The 17,062-nt window shown below is 67.1% G+C and carries 16 protein-coding genes and 1 pseudogene; 11 read left to right on the plus strand and 6 right to left on the minus strand.

The features are described 5' to 3' along the window. Positions 1-69: 69 nt before the first annotated feature. The 4 genes from ACGHX3_RS19250 (at position 70) to ACGHX3_RS19265 (ending at position 4,362) form a co-directional block, all read left to right on the plus strand. On the plus strand, positions 70-1,515 hold the full coding sequence (locus ACGHX3_RS19250; protein WP_394695910.1) for an FAD-dependent oxidoreductase: 1,446 nt from the start codon (positions 70-72) through the stop codon (positions 1,513-1,515). Positions 1,516-1,614: 99 nt separating this feature from the next. Continuing rightward, a complete protein-coding gene (locus ACGHX3_RS19255; protein ID WP_213602306.1) occupies positions 1,615-2,499 on the plus strand; it encodes a methylglyoxal synthase in 885 nt (294 codons plus the stop codon). A 99-nt stretch (positions 2,500-2,598) separates the two neighbouring features. Beyond that, positions 2,599-3,777 (plus strand): benzoate/H(+) symporter BenE family transporter, encoded by a 1,179-nt coding sequence (locus tag ACGHX3_RS19260; RefSeq protein ID WP_394695911.1) that lies wholly within the window; start codon positions 2,599-2,601, stop codon positions 3,775-3,777. Between the two features lie 126 nt (positions 3,778-3,903). Continuing rightward, a complete protein-coding gene (locus ACGHX3_RS19265; RefSeq protein ID WP_213602303.1) occupies positions 3,904-4,362 on the plus strand; it encodes a PepSY domain-containing protein in 459 nt (152 codons plus the stop codon). 50 nt (positions 4,363-4,412) lie between these two features. On the opposite strand, the gene ACGHX3_RS19270 is transcribed toward ACGHX3_RS19265, so the two are convergent. The 5 genes from ACGHX3_RS19270 to ACGHX3_RS19290 all read right to left on the minus strand — a co-directional run bounded on the left by ACGHX3_RS19270 (position 4,413) and on the right by ACGHX3_RS19290 (position 9,247). Beyond that, positions 4,413-5,660 (minus strand): TCR/Tet family MFS transporter, encoded by a 1,248-nt coding sequence (locus tag ACGHX3_RS19270; RefSeq protein ID WP_394695912.1) that lies wholly within the window; start codon positions 5,658-5,660, stop codon positions 4,413-4,415. 204 nt (positions 5,661-5,864) lie between these two features. Continuing rightward, positions 5,865-6,731: a D-hexose-6-phosphate mutarotase gene (locus ACGHX3_RS19275; RefSeq protein WP_394695913.1), complete on the minus strand. Its 867-nt coding sequence runs from the start codon at positions 6,729-6,731 to the stop codon at positions 5,865-5,867. Then, positions 6,728-7,999: a lytic murein transglycosylase gene (locus ACGHX3_RS19280; protein ID WP_394697334.1), complete on the minus strand. Its 1,272-nt coding sequence runs from the start codon at positions 7,997-7,999 to the stop codon at positions 6,728-6,730. Before ACGHX3_RS19280 ends, ACGHX3_RS19275 begins: the two co-directional genes overlap by 4 nt. A 148-nt stretch (positions 8,000-8,147) precedes the next feature. Continuing rightward, complete coding sequence (locus ACGHX3_RS19285; protein ID WP_394695914.1) at positions 8,148-8,705, minus strand: DUF6624 domain-containing protein; 558 nt, start codon at positions 8,703-8,705, stop codon at positions 8,148-8,150. 119 nt (positions 8,706-8,824) lie between these two features. Next, on the minus strand, positions 8,825-9,247 hold the full coding sequence (locus ACGHX3_RS19290; RefSeq protein WP_394695915.1) for a protease inhibitor I42 family protein: 423 nt from the start codon (positions 9,245-9,247) through the stop codon (positions 8,825-8,827). 69 nt (positions 9,248-9,316) lie between these two features. On the opposite strand from ACGHX3_RS19290, the gene queF reads away from it, so the two are divergent. From queF to ACGHX3_RS19315, 5 genes are all read left to right on the plus strand, one after another. Next, on the plus strand, positions 9,317-10,135 hold the full coding sequence (queF, locus tag ACGHX3_RS19295; RefSeq protein WP_213602295.1) for an NADPH-dependent 7-cyano-7-deazaguanine reductase QueF: 819 nt from the start codon (positions 9,317-9,319) through the stop codon (positions 10,133-10,135). A gap of 107 nt (positions 10,136-10,242) precedes the next feature. After that, a complete protein-coding gene (locus ACGHX3_RS19300; RefSeq protein WP_162338308.1) occupies positions 10,243-10,542 on the plus strand; it encodes a LysM peptidoglycan-binding domain-containing protein in 300 nt (99 codons plus the stop codon). A gap of 34 nt (positions 10,543-10,576) precedes the next feature. After that, the gene (locus ACGHX3_RS19305) at positions 10,577-11,059 is read left to right on the plus strand and encodes a hypothetical protein (RefSeq protein WP_394695916.1); all 483 of its coding nucleotides are present in this window, start codon (positions 10,577-10,579) and stop codon (positions 11,057-11,059) included. 253 nt (positions 11,060-11,312) lie between these two features. Then, on the plus strand, positions 11,313-13,544 hold the full coding sequence (locus ACGHX3_RS19310) for an NADP-dependent isocitrate dehydrogenase (protein WP_394695917.1): 2,232 nt from the start codon (positions 11,313-11,315) through the stop codon (positions 13,542-13,544). Between the two features lie 100 nt (positions 13,545-13,644). Next, the gene (locus ACGHX3_RS19315) at positions 13,645-13,992 is read left to right on the plus strand and encodes a gamma-glutamylcyclotransferase family protein (protein ID WP_394695918.1); all 348 of its coding nucleotides are present in this window, start codon (positions 13,645-13,647) and stop codon (positions 13,990-13,992) included. A 103-nt stretch (positions 13,993-14,095) separates the two neighbouring features. On the opposite strand, the gene ACGHX3_RS19320 is transcribed toward ACGHX3_RS19315, so the two are convergent. Beyond that, positions 14,096-14,323: a hypothetical protein gene (locus ACGHX3_RS19320; RefSeq protein WP_394695919.1), complete on the minus strand. Its 228-nt coding sequence runs from the start codon at positions 14,321-14,323 to the stop codon at positions 14,096-14,098. A 109-nt stretch (positions 14,324-14,432) separates the two neighbouring features. Here ACGHX3_RS19320 and ACGHX3_RS19325 point away from each other — a divergent pair, with 109 nt between their 5' ends. Beyond that, positions 14,433-15,311: a LysR substrate-binding domain-containing protein gene (locus ACGHX3_RS19325; RefSeq protein ID WP_394695920.1), complete on the plus strand. Its 879-nt coding sequence runs from the start codon at positions 14,433-14,435 to the stop codon at positions 15,309-15,311. A gap of 69 nt (positions 15,312-15,380) precedes the next feature. Further along, positions 15,381-17,051: pseudogene (gene aceK, locus ACGHX3_RS19330) on the plus strand (bifunctional isocitrate dehydrogenase kinase/phosphatase); the annotation flags it as partial. Between the last annotated feature and the right edge of the window lie 11 nt (positions 17,052-17,062).

Genomic DNA, 17,062 nt, shown 5'->3' on the forward strand with positions numbered 1-17,062 from the left:
CGGCTCACCCTCTCCCGGCCTTCGGCCACCCTCTCCCATCAAGGGAGAGGGGAAGCAGGTACTGTCCCCATGAGCAAGAAGCAGGTATTCCAGTTCCTCGACCTGCCGCGGACGATGCCGCAGCGCATTCCGCTGGAGCTGCGCACGGGCGGCGACTGGGGCGAGCTGTACGGCAAGTTCGGCAAGGACGACGCGCAGTACCAGGCCGGTCGTTGCCTGGACTGCGGCAATCCCTATTGCAGCTGGAAGTGCCCGGTGCACAACGCCATCCCGCAGTGGCTGCAGCTGGTGCAGGAGAACCGCATCGAGGAAGCCGCCGCGCTGTGCCACTCCACCAACCCGCTGCCGGAAGTCTGCGGCCGCGTCTGCCCGCAGGACCGCCTGTGCGAAGGCAGCTGCACGCTGGAGGAATTCGGCGCGGTCACCATCGGCGCGGTGGAGAAGTACATCGTCGACACCGCGCTGGCCAACGGCTGGCGGCCCGACCTCAGCGACGTGCAGCCGACCGGCAAGCGCGTGGCGGTGATCGGCGCGGGTCCCGCCGGCCTCGGCTGCGCGGACCGTCTGGCGCGCGCCGGCATCCAGGCGGTGGTCTACGACCGCTACGAACAGATCGGTGGCCTGCTGCAGTTCGGCATTCCCAGCTTCAAGCTCGACAAGAGCGTCATCGCGCAGCGCCGCGAGGTGCTGGAAGGCATGGGCGTGCAGTTCCGCCTCGGCGTGGAGATCGGCCGCGACCTGACGCTGGCGCAACTGCTCGAGGAGTACGACGCGGTCTTCCTCGGCACCGGCGCCTACCGCTACACCGACGGCGGCCTGCCCGGCCAGGATCTCGACGGCGTGCTGCCGGCCCTGCCCTTCCTGGTGCAGAACGGCCGTATCGTCAGCGGCAGCGATCCCTGGGGTCGCGCGATCGCCGGCTGGGAAGACAAGCTGCAGCTGCCCGAGCTGCAGGGCAAGCGCGTGGTCGTGCTGGGCGGCGGCGACACCGGCATGGACTGCGTGCGCAGCGCGATCCGCCTGGGCGCGGCCAAGGTCACCTGTGCCTACCGTCGCGACGAAGCCAACATGCCCGGCTCCGCGCGCGAAGTGGCGAACGCGCGCGAGGAAGGCGTGCGCTTCCTGTTCAACCGCCAGCCGCTTGCCATCGTGGCAGGCGACGACGGCCGCGTGGCCGGCGTGCAGGTGGTGGAAACGAAGCTCGGCGAACCCGACGAGCGTGGCCGCCAGAATGCGGTGCCGATCGAAGGCAGCGAATCGGTGCTCGAAGCGGACGTGGTGATCATCGCGTTCGGCTTTTCGCCCACCGTGCCGGCGTGGCTGGCCGAGGTCGGCGTGGAAGGCACGCCGAACGGCCGCATCGTCGCCGGCGGCGGCGAGCGCCTGCCGTTCCAGACCACGCATCCGAAACTGTTCGCCGGTGGCGACGCCGTGCGCGGCGCTGACCTCGTCGTCACCGCGGTGGCGGAAGGGCGCGACGCGGCAGGCAGCATCGCGACGCTCTTGCTTTCGTAGAGCGGAGCTTGCTCCGCTGCGTTTGATTCGGCGATCTCCATGAGCCGGGCAAGCTCGGCTCTACGCTAGACTCGTTGCTCCGCCCTCATCCGATCGAACATGCGCCTGGGCCTGGCCGCCAACCGCCTGCACCACCACACCGAGGACGCCGCGCTGTTCCGCTGGCTGCGTGCCTGCGAACCCGGCATCCGCGAGCTCGATCTGGGTCTGCACGTGGTGGGCCGCACCCACGACGCCATCGCCGCCGCCGGGATGCTGCGCGGCTACGAGCCGCTCAAGCGCTATCCCTACGGCCGCGATGGCGGTCTGATGAAACTGGTGGCGGAAGTCGTCGGGCTGGAAGGCGCGGAGCGCAGCCTGGACGGGGCGATCTACTTCATCGATCCGGTCGATCCGTCCTCGATCTTTCCCGAAGCGATTGCCTTGAAGCGCCAGTGCGTGATCCACGGCAAACCGTTCCTGTCGACGGTCGCCTCGGCGCGCGACTGGGTCGAGATGGAACGCATCCATGCCGGCCTCGCGCCGGACCGCGGCGCGGACCGCTTCCATGCGCTGGAGTCGCAGACGCTGGCGCTGATCGCGCACGATGCGATGAAGCCGCGGATGCTCGACTTCGCCGATACCCATTTCGACGTGCTGTCGCGTTTCGCGCATCGCATGGCTACCGGCACCACCGGCGCGCGCCTCAACGAGCTGGCCTGGAGCCGCGGTTGGCCGCAGGACACGCCTTGGGTGGAACGCTTCCAGAGCGGTCCGCTCGGCGGCGACGCGCAGATCGCCGACCGCGTGCTGGAGCACCGCTGCCAGCGGGTGATCTTCTTCGAGGATCCGCACGTCGCGCGCCAGCACGAAGCCGACATCCAGTTGCTGGAGCGCGCGGTGACGACGGTGACCGATGAAGCGGTGTGCACGACGTCGCTGGCGGTCGCGCACCGCTGGTGCGAGGCGGTCGGCAAACGTGTTGCTGTCGTGGGAGCGACGTAAGTCGCGAAGATCCAAGGTGGGGCCATCAGGGTAGTGACGATCGAAGTTCGGTGAGAAAGCGTTCGCGACTTACGTCGCTCCCACGACATGGATGACCGCATGAATTCCATCCCAACCCGCCATCTGCTCAAGGACCTCTCGCTCTCCGCCATCGCAGCCGGCTTCGTCACCGTGCTGGTCGGCTTCGCCAGTTCGGCGGTGATCGTATTCCAGGCGGCGCAGTCTCTGGGCGCGTCGCCGGCTGAGATCAGTTCGTGGATGTGGGCACTCGGCCTGGGCATGGGCCTGACCTGCATCGGGCTGTCGCTGCGCTACCGCATGCCGGTGGTGACCGCGTGGTCGACACCGGGCGCCGCCATGCTGATCAGCAGTGCGGCCGGACTGCCGCTGTCGGACGCCATCGGTGCGTTCCTGCTGTCGGCGTTGCTGATCGCGGTGTGCGGTTTCTCGGGCTTCTTCGAGCGGATGATCAGCCGCATCCCGGTGTCGCTGGCCTCTGGCATGCTGGCCGGCGTGCTGCTGCGCTTCGGCATCGATGCCTTCGCGGCGATGAAGACGCAGCTCGGCATGGTGCTGACGATGTTCGCTGTCTACCTGCTCGCCCGCCGGCTGCTGCCGCGCTACGCGGTGATCCTGACGCTCTTGGTCGGCATCGTCTTCGCCGCAGCGCTCGGCCTGCTGCATGTGGACGGCCTGTCGCTGCAACTGGCGAAACCGATCTTCACCGCGCCGACTTTCTCGTTCGCCGCCATCGTCGGCATCACGCTGCCGTTGTTCATCGTGACCATGGCCTCGCAGAACGTGCCCGGCGTGGCGGTGATCCGGGCCTCGGGCTACGCGATCCCGATCTCCCCCGTTGTCGGTTGGACCGGCGTGACCAACCTGCTGCTGGCGCCGTTCGGTGCGTTCGCGCTGAACCTGGCGGCGATCACCGCGGCGATCTGCATGGGCCGCGAGGCGCACGAGGATGCATCGCGTCGCTACGTCGCGGCGATGGCAGCCGGCGTGTTCTATCTGATCGTCGGCCTGTTCGGTGCGACGGTGGCCGCGTTGTTCGCGGCGTTCCCGAAGGAACTGATCCTCGCCATCGCCGGCATCGCTCTGCTCGGCACCATCGGCAACAGTCTGGCCGCCGCGTTGCGCGAGGAAGCGGATCGCGAGCCGGCGCTGGTGACCTTCCTCGTCACTGCCTCCGGGCTGTCGCTGGGCGGCATCGGGTCGGCATTCTGGGGGCTGGTCGCGGGTGTGGTGACGCTGCTGGTGCTGCGTCGCCGCTGAGTCGCGTTGATGCATTGCTCATGCAGGTGAACACGGTGTGGAGCGTTCAGTTCCAACGCGCGGGATTCACCGACCGGTGATGCGGGCGTCGGCAGGATCGGCGCTCCATCCTTGCAGGAGATTCCCATGCAGACCATCCGCCTCCGCCATCGCCTGTTGACCCTGGCCACGCTGGCCGCCCTGTCCGGCGCCGCGTTCGCGCAGGCGCCCGCGCCGACCGCCGGCAAGGACGCGATGAAGGAGCCGCAGGTGCGCGCGCTGCTGGCCGAGAAGGGTTACACCAACATCGACGATCTCGATTTCGAAGACGGCATGTGGGAAACCGACGCCACCAGTGCCAACGGCGACCGCGTCGACGTCCGCATCAATCCGGCCACCGGCGACGTGATGGCCGAGAAGCTGGTGTCCAACCTCAGCGAAAACGACGTCAAGGCGAAGCTGGCCGCCGCCGGTTACTCCAAGATCCATGACGTCGATTTTGACGACGGCGTGTGGAAGGCCGAAGCCGAGCGTGCCGACGGCAACGATGTCGAGATCCACCTGGCCGCCAACACCGGCGAGATCATCCACGTCGAGAACGATTGATCGCCACTACGTCTATGCCATGAAGAAGGCCGCCCTCGGGCGGCCTTCTCCTATCCCGCTGTCGATGCCTGCGGTGGTCGTGCGAATCGCCATCCCACCAGCCAGCCGATGGCCAGCAGCACCGCCGCCAGCAACCACGGCGCGCCGGGCACATGGGCCGGCGCGGCTTTGCCGATGAACAGTGCGAACGTACCGGCGAACATCATCGGGCCGACGATGCCGGCCAGGCTGACCAGGCTCATCAATGCGCCCTGCACGCGGCCCTGCACGTCGGCGCCCACCTGCTGCGTGATCAGTGCCTGCGTCGCCGGACCGGCGAGACCCCACAACGCACTGATCGGCAGTCCGATCAGGAACATCCAGCCGACATCGGCGGTGCCGTAGATGCAGAAGCCGACCACGCCGCACGCCAGCCCGAACAGCAGTGTGCGGCGTTCACCGAATCGCGGCACGACGCGACCGACCAGGCCCGCCTGCACGATCACGCTGCATACGCCGACGGCCGCCAGCACCCACGCAACTTGCTGCTCGTTCCAGCGGTACTGGTACTCGGCGAACAGCACGAACACGCTCGGATAGACGTAGTGCGCCAGGTTGGCGATCAGCACGACCGCGGCCAGCCCAAAGACCTGCGGATAGCGCTTCAGCAGCGCCATGGAACCGATGGGATTGGCATGGGACCAGTCGAACGTCGCTGTGCGACGCGCCTTCGGCAGCGATTCCGGCAGCACGAACCAGCCGTACAGGAAGTTCAGCAGCGCAAGCCCGGCGGCGAACCAGAACGGCAGCCGCAGGTCGATGGCACCGAGCTGGCCGCCGATGATCGGACCGATGATGAAACCCACGCCGAAGGCCGCCCCGATCATGCCGAACGCCTGCGCGCGTTTCTCCGGCGCAGTGATGTCGGCGATGTAGGCATTCGCCGTGGTGAAGCTGGCCGAGAACACGCCGGAGAAGATGCGCGCGACCAGCAACCACGGCAGCGATTGCGCCAGTGCCATCAACACGAAGTCGATGCCCAGGCCCAGGCACGACAGCAGGATCACCGGGCGTCGTCCAAAGCGGTCCGACAGCGCGCCCTGGATCGGCGTGCACACGAGCTGGATGGCGGCGAACAGCATGCCGAACGTCCCGACCCACCACGCGGCCTGCACGAAGTCGCCGCCGGTGAACTCGCGCACCAGCCCCGGCAGCACCGGAATGATCACGCCGAACGACAGGATGTCGATCAGCACCGTGATGAAGATGAAGAACAGGGCCGCGCGGCGGCCTGCGGATGCGGGAGTTTCGGCGTTCACGGGCGGAACCGGCGAGAGGTGCGCAAGTGTAGGGCATGCCAACCGCGGTGGTGGAGTCTCTTTGTGGGAGCGACGTCAGTCGCGATCGCAGACCATGGCGGTCCTCGATGTTCGGTATCGATGTCTGAAGCACTTCCGCACCGTTGGCACCGTGTATGGCGGCACGCGTGCGATCGCGACTCACGTCGCTCCCACAGGGCGGGTCTACAACGCGGCCACCGAGATCACCTGGCTCAACCGGTGCCTCTGGCCCGGCTCCAGCTCGATAGCGTCGTCGCTGGCGTTCGCGGCTTCCAGGCAAACGAAGGTCCGCCAGCCGTCGTCCGGCATGTCGCCGATGGCCGCGGCGCCGGCCTCGCCCGGATTCCAGACCACCAGCGAGCGGCTGCCGAAGGTGTCCAGCCGGATCCGGCGACCGCCCGCCGGATCCAGCAGGTCGAACCGATGCCCGGTGCCGATATAGATGCGATCGCTGCGGCCGGAATCGTGCGGATCGTGCAGCGACCAGTCGCCAGACTGCACATGCGTGCCGCCGTCGTACTTGTCGTCGTAGCGCAGGCCGTCCAGCCCGGTAACCCGTACCTGCATGGCGTCGGCGACACGGAAATAGGTATGCAGCGCCTGTGTCAGTCGGTACGGCGCGTCGCCGCGATGCAGGGTGTCGATGCTCTGCCGCAGTTCGCGGCCGATGTGCAGCGACATCTGCAATTCCAGCGGCACGCCGTCGCGCAGCGGCAGCGCGAGTTTCAGCACGGCGGTGCCGTCGGCCTCGCGCTTCACCTCGGTCAACGGCCAGCGCGAGATGCGTGCATGGCCGTGCTGGACGGCACCGTCCGGTTGCCCCTGCTTGCCGAAGTATGGCCAGCAGACGGGCACGCCGCCGCGGATAGCCTTCGGTGGCAGCGATGTCGTCGGCGACACCCATAGCAGGTCATCGAAGCCGTTGGGGGTGAACGACAGCAGCTGCCCGCCATGCAGGCTGATGCGTGCGACGGAGAACGGCGTCTCCACGCGCAGCACGTCGATGCCCTGCCAGGTTTCGCGGGTGACGCCGTCGGGAAGCGTATTCATGGCTTGTCCGCCGCGGGTGGCGCGACCGGCGGACCTTCCGCCTTCAACGCCGCGAGGATCTTCGTGCCGGCCCGGCCATCCGCCGGCAACAGGCCCAGGCGCTGTTGTTCGACGACGACGGCCCGCCGCGTCTGCGTTCCGATCATGCCGTCGGCGCTGCCGATAGCGTGGCCGCGGGCGAGCAGCAGGGTCTGCAGTTCGCGCCGCTGCGGGCGCCCGATCCCGGGATCGTCGGTCGGCCAGGCGACGACCAGCCCCGTGCCGCCACGCAGGCGATCCGCGAGCAGCGCGATGGCCAAGGCGTAACTCTCGGCGGCGTTGTAGGAATAGATCGCGTCGTAGTTCTTGAACACGACAAAGGCGGGACCATTGACGCCGGTCGGCACCAGCACCGCGGCGTTGCGGTCGTCGGCCGGCAACGGTTGGCCATCGACGCGGGCGATGCCTTGCGACACCCACTGGGTCAGCGGCTTGCGGTTGGTGCGCCCGGCCTGTGCGAGGTTGAATCCGGCCGGCAACTTCACCTCGTAGCCCCACGGCTCACCCGTGCGCCAGCCGGACTTCACCAGGTAGTTCGCGGTCGAGGCCAGCGCATCGGGAATGCTGTCGATCAGGTTGCGCCGCCCATCGCCATCGAAGTCGACCGCGATGCGCTGGTACGTACTGGGCATGAACTGCGTATGGCCGAACGCGCCGGCCCAGGACCCGTTCAAGCCGTCCACGCGCACGTCGCCCGCCTGCAGCAGCTTCAGCGTGGTCAGGAATTCACCGCGGAAGAACGCCTGGCGCCGACCGAAACACGACAACGTGGACAGCGACACCAGCAGCGGCCGCTTGCCGAACACGCGTCCGTAGTCGCTCTCCACGCCCCACACCGCGACCACTGTGGCAGGGTCCACGCCGTAGGCCTGCGATACCCGGCCCAGCAGATCGGCATGCGTCGTCAGCATGGCCTGCCCATCTGCCACACGCTGCTCGTCGACCAGTGCGGCCAGGTAATCCCACAGCGGCGTGGTGAATTCGGGTTGCGCGTCGAGCAGGTCCAGCACGCTCATGTCGGCGGCCAGGTCTTTCGTGTACGTGTCGAAGCTGACCGTCGTGACGCCCTGCTTTTCGGCGACGCTTCGCAGGCTGGTCATGCAGGCAGCAAACACCGGATCGGGCACCGGTGTTGCGGAGGCAGGAGGTGCAGGTGCAGGTGCAGGTGCAGGTGCGGCCAATGGTGTTTGCGCGACTGATGTCTGCGCGACGGCAGGGACTGCGGCCATCAGCGCCAGCCAGAGAATGGATGCGTGCGAGGTCATGACGGCCTCCCTGGCCTTCGGGGGAGCGGCCACTTTGCCTTGCGGGGCCAGCGAAGCCAAGCCGAACACAGGCGGGCCCTTGTCTGGTGAATGCCTGTGGGAGCAACGTGCTTCAATCGGCCTTGCACGTCGAGGGCACGAACAGGACGCCAGCGGGCCACACCAACGCCGCATCCTTCTTGCCGGATGACAGCCGCTGGACCCAGCAGTAGAAGCTTTCCAGTCCGATCTCCAGCCTCCGCTCATCCAACTGCGCAGGCGTCACGATGTCGTAGAACTCGATGACGCCCTGCGCACTGGCGAAGTACTGCATGCCGTACACCTGAGGCTGATCATTGAGGCGCCGATTCCGGTCCACCAACGAGGCCAGTTGCCTGGCGTCAGCCTCGCCTTCCAGCACGGCCAGCTTCATCTGCTGGCCCGCCAGCACTTGGTACTGCGGATCCATGTCCGCGTGCTGGGTCAGCAGCCATGCCGCCTTCGCGGCCTCATCACCTACCAGCGAGCGCTTCGGCCACCCGCACGCGGCGAGGATGCCGCGCATGAATCGCGCATTGTCTGCATCCACGCTCAGCACGCTGTCCAGCGCCTCCTTCGATGTCGGCGATGCCGTCAATGCATTGCGTGCCGACTGGTCGACATCGCGTCGCTGCAGGAGTTCGCGACGCAACGTCGGCTCTGCACACCCGTCCGACGGATCGGAAGCTGAGGCTGCGATTCCGGGCAGCGCCACCAGAAGCAGGCAGCTCGCCATGAGAAGTCCTTTTCCTGCCGTCATTGTCGCCATCCTCATTTGACCTGGATGCGGTACTCCACCACCTCCACCGGCGGTACCGTTTCCCACGACCGCCGATAGACCATCCGCACGGTGGTCTCGCCCGGCGTCTCCGCCCGGAACCACCAGCGCGCGAGCGAGGGCGCGCCCGGCATCGGCGGTTGCGTGTCCATCGGCGGCGGCGTGGCCGGACCGGTGGTCCGCGACAGCACGGGCGTGCCGTCCGAGGTGAATTCCCACTGGTAGCCGGTGCTGGCGTTGGACATCAGCGCGATCTCGAACACCTGGCCGACCTTCATCAATACCGGCCCCTCGCCCTGCGGACGGACCAACCCGTCGTCCGGCAACGTCGCCGGCGGTGGACCACCGCCGCTGGCGGGGTCGCTGGCGCAGGCCGACAGCAGCACGAACAGGCCGGGCAGCAGCAGTGATCGCATGGTCGCGTCCTCTCGGGAGACGCCGCCGTTATACACCCCGGCTTTAGGGCCCGTCCGTAAAATGGCGGCATGAACAACACCCCCCAGGATTCCTCGCTGGGTCGCGAGGTCGCGTATCCCGCGCACTACGACCCGACCCTGCTGTTCCCGATCCCGCGCCAGGGCGCGCGCGACGAGATCGGCATCGCCGCCGATGCCCTGCCCTTCATCGGACACGACCGCTGGCACGGCTACGAGCTGAGCTGGCTGGACGCCCGCGGCAAGCCACGCGTGGCGACCGCCACACTGACCGTGCCCTGCACGTCACCCTGCCTGATCGAATCGAAGTCCCTCAAGCTCTACCTCAACTCGCTCAACAGCACGCGCTTCAACAGCGATGCCGCCGTGCTGGAACGCATCGCCACCGACCTGTCGGCGCGCGCCGGGGCGGACGTGCAGGTGGTGTTCGGTCTGCCGCCGATGGCGGAGACGCCGGAAGGCGAGTCGATCGACGGACTGGATGTGGAAATCGACCATTACGGTCCGCCGCGTGCCGAGTTCCTGGCCGCCGATCCGGAAGAGAGCGTCGAGGAAGTGCTGTCGTCCGAACTGCTGAAGTCCAACTGCCCGGTCACCGGCCAGCCGGACTGGGCGACCGTCGTGATCCATTACCGCGGCCCGCGCATCGACCGCGTGGAATTGTTGCGCTACCTGGTCAGCTTCCGCGACCACGCCGAGTTCCATGAGCAGTGCGTCGAACGGATTTTTCACGATCTGCTGGCGCACTGCCGCCCGACCTCACTGTCGGTCGAGGCGCGCTACACGCGTCGCGGTGGCCTGGACATCAATCCGTGGCGCGCGACGGCCGACATGAATGTCCCGCTCATGAAGCGCGACCTGCGCCAATAAAGTTACTCAGGTAACAATAGATCCGTTTCACGCGCGCGCTATGGATTCTTAACAGGGCGCGTGCAACGCTTTGCGCATCCCACAGCCCGCCAGGAAGGGTGGATGCAATGAGTACAGAAAAGAAGGCCGACTTCTCGGACGTTACAGCCAAGGTGGATTCCACTGCCGAGAAGGCTGCGGACTTCTCCGACGTGACTGCACGTGTCGACAGCACTGCTGAGATCATCGGCGAGCAGAGCTACACCATCGAGAAGGGCGACACGCTTTCCAAGATCGCGAAGACGCACTACGGCAGCGCCAATGCGTGGAAGCAGATCTTCGAAGCCAATCGCGACACGATCGACGACCCCGACCGCATTTTCCCGGGGCAGGTCATCAAGCTGCCGCCCAAGCCTGCCGACGCCTGATCGCCTCTCCACCTCATCCACAAGGATCGAACCCATGAAGCACAACCGCATTTCATACGCTCTGGCCGCCGCGCTCGTCGGCACCGTCGCGCTCGTCGGCTGCAAGAAGAAGGAAGAACCCGTTGTCGCGCCGCCGGCCGCCGTTGAGCCGGCACCCGCGCCGGCTGAACCCGTACCTGCCCCGATGCCGGTAAGCGCTACCAGCGTCACCGTCGGCAATACGGCCGCCGCCGATAAGTCCGTGGCTGCTGTGGGCATGTTCGGCGTGAAGGACAAGATCATCGTGTCGGTGAAGACCGATGCGGCGACGCCGGCCAATGCCGCGATCGACGCCAAGCTGACGTTCCAGGATGGCCAAGTAGCCGCTCAGCAGACCGCTAATGTAGTCGCCGGCGGTGCCGACACCACCAACATCGAGTTCACCAAGGCGACCAACTGGCCTGCCGGCAAGTACAAGGTCGACGTGACCTTGAACGGCCAGCCGGTTGGCATGACGCAGGAAATCGAAGTCAAGTAATCCCGCAAGACCAAGGCTCTCTCCCACGTGTGTGGGGCAAGCTCGGGCGTGGAGCGATCCACGCCCGCTTTTTTTTGCGCGTGATCCGTCGCCGGATCGTTCCCTCTGCACGCACGGCGCCGCGACCCTGTCCCGGGACAGGAACGCAGGGCGGGCACCTGCATCCATACCCCCTCGTTTTGCCCTGCGTGCGATGGCGCGCGACAATGGCGCGCTGAATTCCCATCGCCCCTTGTCGAGAGTCCTGATCGCCATGTCGGATACGCCCCGCATCATCTACACCCTCACCGATGAAGCCCCGTTCCTCGCCACCCAGTCGCTGCTGCCGATCGTCGAAGCGTTCACCGCGCCGGCCGGCATCGCCGTGGAGACCCGCGACATCTCGCTGGCCGGCCGCCTGCTCTCGCAGTTCCCGGAATACCTGAGCGACGCGCAGAAGATCAGCGACGACCTGGCCGAGCTGGGCCAGCTGGCGACGCAGCCGGAAGCCAACATCATCAAGCTGCCCAACATCAGCGCCTCGGTGCCGCAGCTGAAGGCCGCCATCAAGGAACTGCAGGCGCAGGGTTATCCATTGCCGGACTACCCGGACGAACCGAAGGACGACAGGGAGAAGGACGCCAAGGCGCGCTACGACAAGGTCAAGGGCAGCGCGGTGAACCCGGTGCTGCGCGAAGGCAACTCCGACCGTCGCGCCCCGCTGTCGGTGAAGAACTTCGCCCGCAAGCATCCGCACCGCATGGGTGCATGGAGTGCCGACTCGAAGTCGCACGTCGCCCACATGACCGCCGGTGACTTCTTCGGCAGCGAACAGTCGGCGACGCTGGCGGCCGACGGCGCGCTGAAGATCGAGCTGGTCGCCAACGACGGCACGGTCACCGTGCTGAAAGACAAGGTGAAGGTGAAGGCTGGCGAGATCGTCGACGCCGCCTCGATGAGCCGCAAGGCGCTGGCCACGTTCGTCGCCGCCGAGATCGCCGATGCCAAGGCCAAGGGCGTGCTGTTCTCGCTGCACCTCAAGGCCACGATGATGAAGGTCTCCGACCCCATCATGTTCGGTGTGGTGGTCAACGAGTACTACAAGGCCGCGCTGGCCAAGCATGCGGCCGTGCTGGAGCAGATCGGCTTCGACGCCAACAACGGCATCGGCGACCTGTACGCACGCCTCGGCACGCTGCCGGCCGACCAGCAGGAAGCCATCAAGGCCGATCTGCAGGCCGTCTACGCCGACAGCGCCGCCGTGGCGATGGTGAACTCCGACAAGGGCATCACCAACCTGCACGTGCCGAGCGACGTGATCGTCGACGCCTCGATGCCGGCGATGATCCGCGACTCCGGCAAGATGTGGAACGCCGACGGCAAGCTGCAGGACACCAAGGCCGTCATCCCGGATCGCTGCTACGCCGGCATCTACCAGGCGGTGATCGACGACTGCCGTGCGAACGGTGCGTTCGACCCGGCCACCATGGGCAGCGTGCCCAACGTCGGCCTGATGGCGCAGAAGGCCGAGGAGTACGGCAGCCACGACAAGACCTTCCAGATTCCGGCAGACGGCAGCGTGCGCGTCAGCGACGATGCGGGCAAGGTCGTGTTCGAGCAGCAGGTCGAGGCCGGCGACATCTGGCGCATGTGCCAGACCAAGGACGCGCCGATCCAGGACTGGGTGAAGCTGGCCGTCGGCCGCGCGCGCCTGAGCAAGACGCCGGCGATCTTCTGGCTGGACAAGGACCGTGCGCACGATGCGCAGGTGATCGCCAAGGTCGAGCAGTATCTGAAGGACTACACGATCGATGCGCTCGACATCCGCATCCTGCCACCGGTCGAGGCGATGAAGGTGTCGCTGGAGCGGACCCGCAAGGGCGAGGACACCATCTCGGTGACCGGCAACGTGCTGCGCGACTACCTGACCGACCTGTTCCCGATCATGGAGCTCGGCACCAGCGCGAAGATGCTGTCGATCGTACCGCTGATGGCCGGTGGCGGCCTGTTCGAGACGGGCGCCGGCGGCTCCGCGCCGAAGCACGTGCAGCAGTTCCTGGAAGAGGACTACCTGCGCTGGGATTCGCTGGGCGAGTTCCTCGCGTTGGCGGCATCACTGGAGCACCTGGGCCAGCGCTACCTCAACACGCCGGCCAAGGTGCTGGCCAACGCGCTGGACGTGGCCAACGGCCGCATCCTCGACGAGAACCGCTCGCCCGCGCGCAAGGTTGGCGAACTCGACAACCGCGGCAGCCACTTCTACCTGGCCCTGTACTGGGCGCAGGCACTCGCCGCGCAGGATGAGAACGCCGAGCTGAAGGCGAGGTTCGCCCCGCTGGCGAAGGTGCTGGCCGACAACGAAGCCACCATCCTCGGCGAGTTGAACGGCGCGCAAGGCAAGGCACTCGACATCGGCGGTTACTACCACCCCGATCTGGCGAAGACCTCCGCCGCGATGCGTCCCAGCAAGACGTTCAACGACGCATTGGCGACGCTGTCGGCCTGACGCTGATCGCTTTGCTGCCGACTCCAACGCCCGGCCTCGTGCCGGGCGTTGTGTTTTCGGCGACCATCGTGCGTGCCGCCGCTATCCGATGCCTCCCGCCATGACCGACGCCACCGACATCCTGCTGTTCTCCTACGGCACCCTGCAGCTGGAAAGCGTGCAGCGCTCCTCGTTCGGCCGCCGGCTCGACGGCGAACCCGATGCGATGACCGGATACGCGCGGACGATGGTGGAGATCACCGATCCCGACGTGCTCGCCGCCAGCGGCGAACGCTTCCATCCCATCGTCAGTCCCAGCGGCGATCCGTCCGATGAAGTCGGCGGCACCGTGTTCCGCATCACCGCCGACGAACTCGCAGCGGCGGACCGCTACGAAGTCGCCGACTACGTGCGCGTGCAGGTGCGCCTGACATCCGGCCGCGATGCGTGGGTGTACGTGAAGGCCTGAAGCCAGCGTGGGAATCGGTGTGGGAGCGACGTCAGTCGCGATGAACCGCCGCGGCAGCCTGTTCGCGACTGACGTCGCTCCCACGAACGAGGGAACCGCTGCCTTACCGGAACAACGACAGCGACGTCATCGCGCGCAGGCGACGGGCGCTCAGACGTTCCAGGGCCCGACGGTGCCGCACCTTGCCGGCGGCATCGTGCTGATGGTGTGGTCGTTCGGCGGATACCCGGCAAGTGCTGTCGTGATGGGCGACATGGCCTTGCAGGAACAACATGCCCTGGCTCATGCCACCCAGTTGCTGCCACCACTGTTTCCTGGTCTCGGTCTGCATGGGACTGCTCCGTTGCGCCGGTGTCCGGCTTGAAGGACTCCCAAGGTAGGGGCATGATCTGCCCTGAAAAAGCGAAAGCTCCGCAACCCAGCCTTGAGGTGCATTCAAGATGAGCCGGCTGCCGCTGGACCAGGTGGACGCCTTCGTCACCGCTGCCCGCCTGCGCAACCTGACGCGTGCGGCGGAGGCCATGCACCTCACTGTCAGTGCGTTGAGCCACCGCATGCGGCTGCTGGAGCAGCGGCTGGGCCACAAGCTGCTGGCGCGCGGCCCGCGCGGCGTGGAACTGACGCCGGACGGCCAGCGCCTGTTCGATGCGATCTCGGGCCCGCTCGACACCATCGAGCACGCACTGCGGCGCGCTACGCTGCGCAACGACCACACCGTGACGCTCAGCCTGATCCCATCGATGGCCACCGCCTGGCTCGTGCCGCGACTGCCGGCGTTCCTCGCGGCGCATCCCGAGCTGGGGCTCAACCTGCAGTCGAGCACGCACGTGGTCGACTTCGAACGCGAGCCGGTGGACCTGGCACTGCGCCTCGGCGGCGGCCGCTGGCCGAACGTGCACGCCGAGTTCCTCTTCCACGAATGGATCACGCCCGTGGCCAGTCCCGCACTGGTGAAACAGCACGGCAAGCCGTCGCCGGACCAGATGGCCAAGCTTCCGCTGCTCGGCGATCCGGCCAACCGCTGGAAGGACTGGTTCGAGCATTTCGGCGGCCAACCGCCCGCGCGTTACGTCGCCCAGTTCGACGACACCGAGACGCTGCACCAGGCCGCGGCGCAGGGCGTCGGCGTGGCGCTGGCGCGCTGGACGCTGGCCGAGCCGCTGGTGAAGGCCGGCCGCCTGGTGACGCTGACGAAGCAGCGGCTGCAGGCCGACTTCGCGCACTACCTGGTCTATCCCGAACGCAGCCTCTCGCACCCCGGGTTCGGCAAGGTGCGCGCCTGGCTGCTGGAGCAGGCCGGCATCGCGGTGGAGCGATGACTCCAGCGCGTGCCGGCTAACATCGGTCGCATGGTCCACGACGATGCCATCGCCCGCCTGATCCACGACGCCTTCGCGGACTACCACGCGCGATTCGCGGAGATCACGCAGCGCGCGAAGCGCCGGTTCGAGACGATGGACTGGGCCGGCGCGCGCGCCGACGCCGTCGAACGCATCGAGCTGTACGACCAGTGCATCGCCGAATGCGCGCTGCGGCTGCAGTCAGCGCTGCTGGGCCAGGCGCACGACCGGACGCTATGGGTCACCGCACGGGCGGCGTTCGAGACGCTGGTCGCGGGACAGATCGACCGCGAGTTGTACAAGACGTTCTACAACACGCTCTGCCGCCGTTTCCTGCGCATCCGCGGCGTGGACCCGGCGCTGGAGTTCGTCGCGCTGGACGTCGAACCCACCGATGCGATCACCCATCCGGTCGCGCGCCACAGCTATGCCGTGTCCGAGCAGCGCCCGACGGATACGTTCGCGCGCGTGCTCGGCGATTACGGGTTCGACGTGCCCTATGCCCACCGCACCCGCTGCGCCGCGGCCATCGCCGTGCGCCTGCAGGACGACCTGGCGCACTGGGGCGCGAATCCCGTCCGCGGCATAGAACTGCTGGACACGGTGTTCTACCGCGAGCGCCGCGCCTACCTGGTGGGCCGTGTGTTCGGCGAACACCGGTTCTCGCCCTGCGTCATCGCCCTGGTCAACGACGGTGGCCAGCTGAAGGCAGAAGCGGTGCTGACCCATCGCGGCGACGTGGCGCACCTGTTCGGTACCTCGCGCAGCTACTTCCACGCCGACCTGTCGACGGTCGGCGATGCGGTGGTGTTCCTGCGTTCGCTGCTGCCGGGCAAGCCCATCGACGAGATCTACACCGTGCTCGGCCGCGCCAAGCAGGGCAAGACCGAACGCTACCGCACCTTCTTCCACCACTTCCACGCGCATCCGGACGAACGGCTGGTACATGCCGAGGGTACGCCCGGCATGGTGATGGCGGTGTTCACCCTGCCCAGCTACCCGCTGGTGTTCAAGGTGATCCGCGACCGCTTCGCCTACCCGAAGGCGATGAGCCGACAGGATGTCGAGGACAAGTACGATCTGGTGTTCCACCTCGACCGCGTCGGCCGGCTGCTGGACACGCAGGCGTTCCGCTTCCTGCGCTTCCCGCGCGCGCGCTTCTCGCCCGAGCTGCTGCGGGAACTTCGCGAAAGCTGCGGGCAGAGCCTCAGCGAGGACGGCGACGACCTGGTGATCCACCTCTGCTACGTGCAGCGGCGTCTGCGTCCGCTGAACCTGTACCTGCGCGAGCAGAAGGCCGAGGCCGCACGCACCGCCGCGCTCGACTACGGCCAGGCGATCAAGGACATGGCACGCAACAACATCTTCCCCGGGGACATGCTGCTGAAGAACTTCGGCGTGTCGCGCCACGGCCGCGTGGTGTTCTACGACTACGACGAACTGCGGCTGGTCGCCGACTGCCGCTTCCGCGACTGGCCGCAACCGACCACGTACGAGGAGCAGATGGCCGATGGCCCGTGGTTCCACGTGGATGCCGGCGACGTCTTCCCCGAACGCTTCCCGCAGTTCCTCGGCCTTCCCGACGCGCAGGCGAAGGCACTGAAGGCGGCGCACGGCGACCTGTTCCGGCCGGCGTGGTGGCGCGACCTCCAGTCGCATCTCGCCGCCGGCGAATACCCGGATACTGCCCCGTATCCGGATGCGTTGAAGCTGGCGTGATGGCGCGCATG

Origin of the sequence: Pseudoxanthomonas japonensis (assembly GCF_043632995.1) — a bacterium.
Lineage (GTDB): Bacteria > Pseudomonadota > Gammaproteobacteria > Xanthomonadales > Xanthomonadaceae > Pseudoxanthomonas_A > Pseudoxanthomonas_A japonensis.

Coding starts and splice junctions, on each gene's coding strand:
- ACGHX3_RS19250 (WP_394695910.1), top strand. CDS start 70: ATGAGCAAGAAGCAGGTATTCCAGTTCCTCGACCTGCCGCGGACGATG.
- ACGHX3_RS19255 (WP_213602306.1), top strand. CDS start 1,615: ATGCGCCTGGGCCTGGCCGCCAACCGCCTGCACCACCACACCGAGGAC.
- ACGHX3_RS19260 (WP_394695911.1), top strand. CDS start 2,599: ATGAATTCCATCCCAACCCGCCATCTGCTCAAGGACCTCTCGCTCTCC.
- ACGHX3_RS19265 (WP_213602303.1), top strand. CDS start 3,904: ATGCAGACCATCCGCCTCCGCCATCGCCTGTTGACCCTGGCCACGCTG.
- ACGHX3_RS19275 (WP_394695913.1), bottom strand. CDS start 6,731: ATGAATACGCTTCCCGACGGCGTCACCCGCGAAACCTGGCAGGGCATC.
- ACGHX3_RS19280 (WP_394697334.1), bottom strand. CDS start 7,999: ATGGCCGCAGTCCCTGCCGTCGCGCAGACATCAGTCGCGCAAACACCA.
- ACGHX3_RS19290 (WP_394695915.1), bottom strand. CDS start 9,247: ATGCGATCACTGCTGCTGCCCGGCCTGTTCGTGCTGCTGTCGGCCTGC.
- queF (WP_213602295.1), top strand. CDS start 9,317: ATGAACAACACCCCCCAGGATTCCTCGCTGGGTCGCGAGGTCGCGTAT.
- ACGHX3_RS19300 (WP_162338308.1), top strand. CDS start 10,243: ATGAGTACAGAAAAGAAGGCCGACTTCTCGGACGTTACAGCCAAGGTG.
- ACGHX3_RS19305 (WP_394695916.1), top strand. CDS start 10,577: ATGAAGCACAACCGCATTTCATACGCTCTGGCCGCCGCGCTCGTCGGC.
- ACGHX3_RS19310 (WP_394695917.1), top strand. CDS start 11,313: ATGTCGGATACGCCCCGCATCATCTACACCCTCACCGATGAAGCCCCG.
- ACGHX3_RS19315 (WP_394695918.1), top strand. CDS start 13,645: ATGACCGACGCCACCGACATCCTGCTGTTCTCCTACGGCACCCTGCAG.
- ACGHX3_RS19320 (WP_394695919.1), bottom strand. CDS start 14,323: ATGCAGACCGAGACCAGGAAACAGTGGTGGCAGCAACTGGGTGGCATG.
- ACGHX3_RS19325 (WP_394695920.1), top strand. CDS start 14,433: ATGAGCCGGCTGCCGCTGGACCAGGTGGACGCCTTCGTCACCGCTGCC.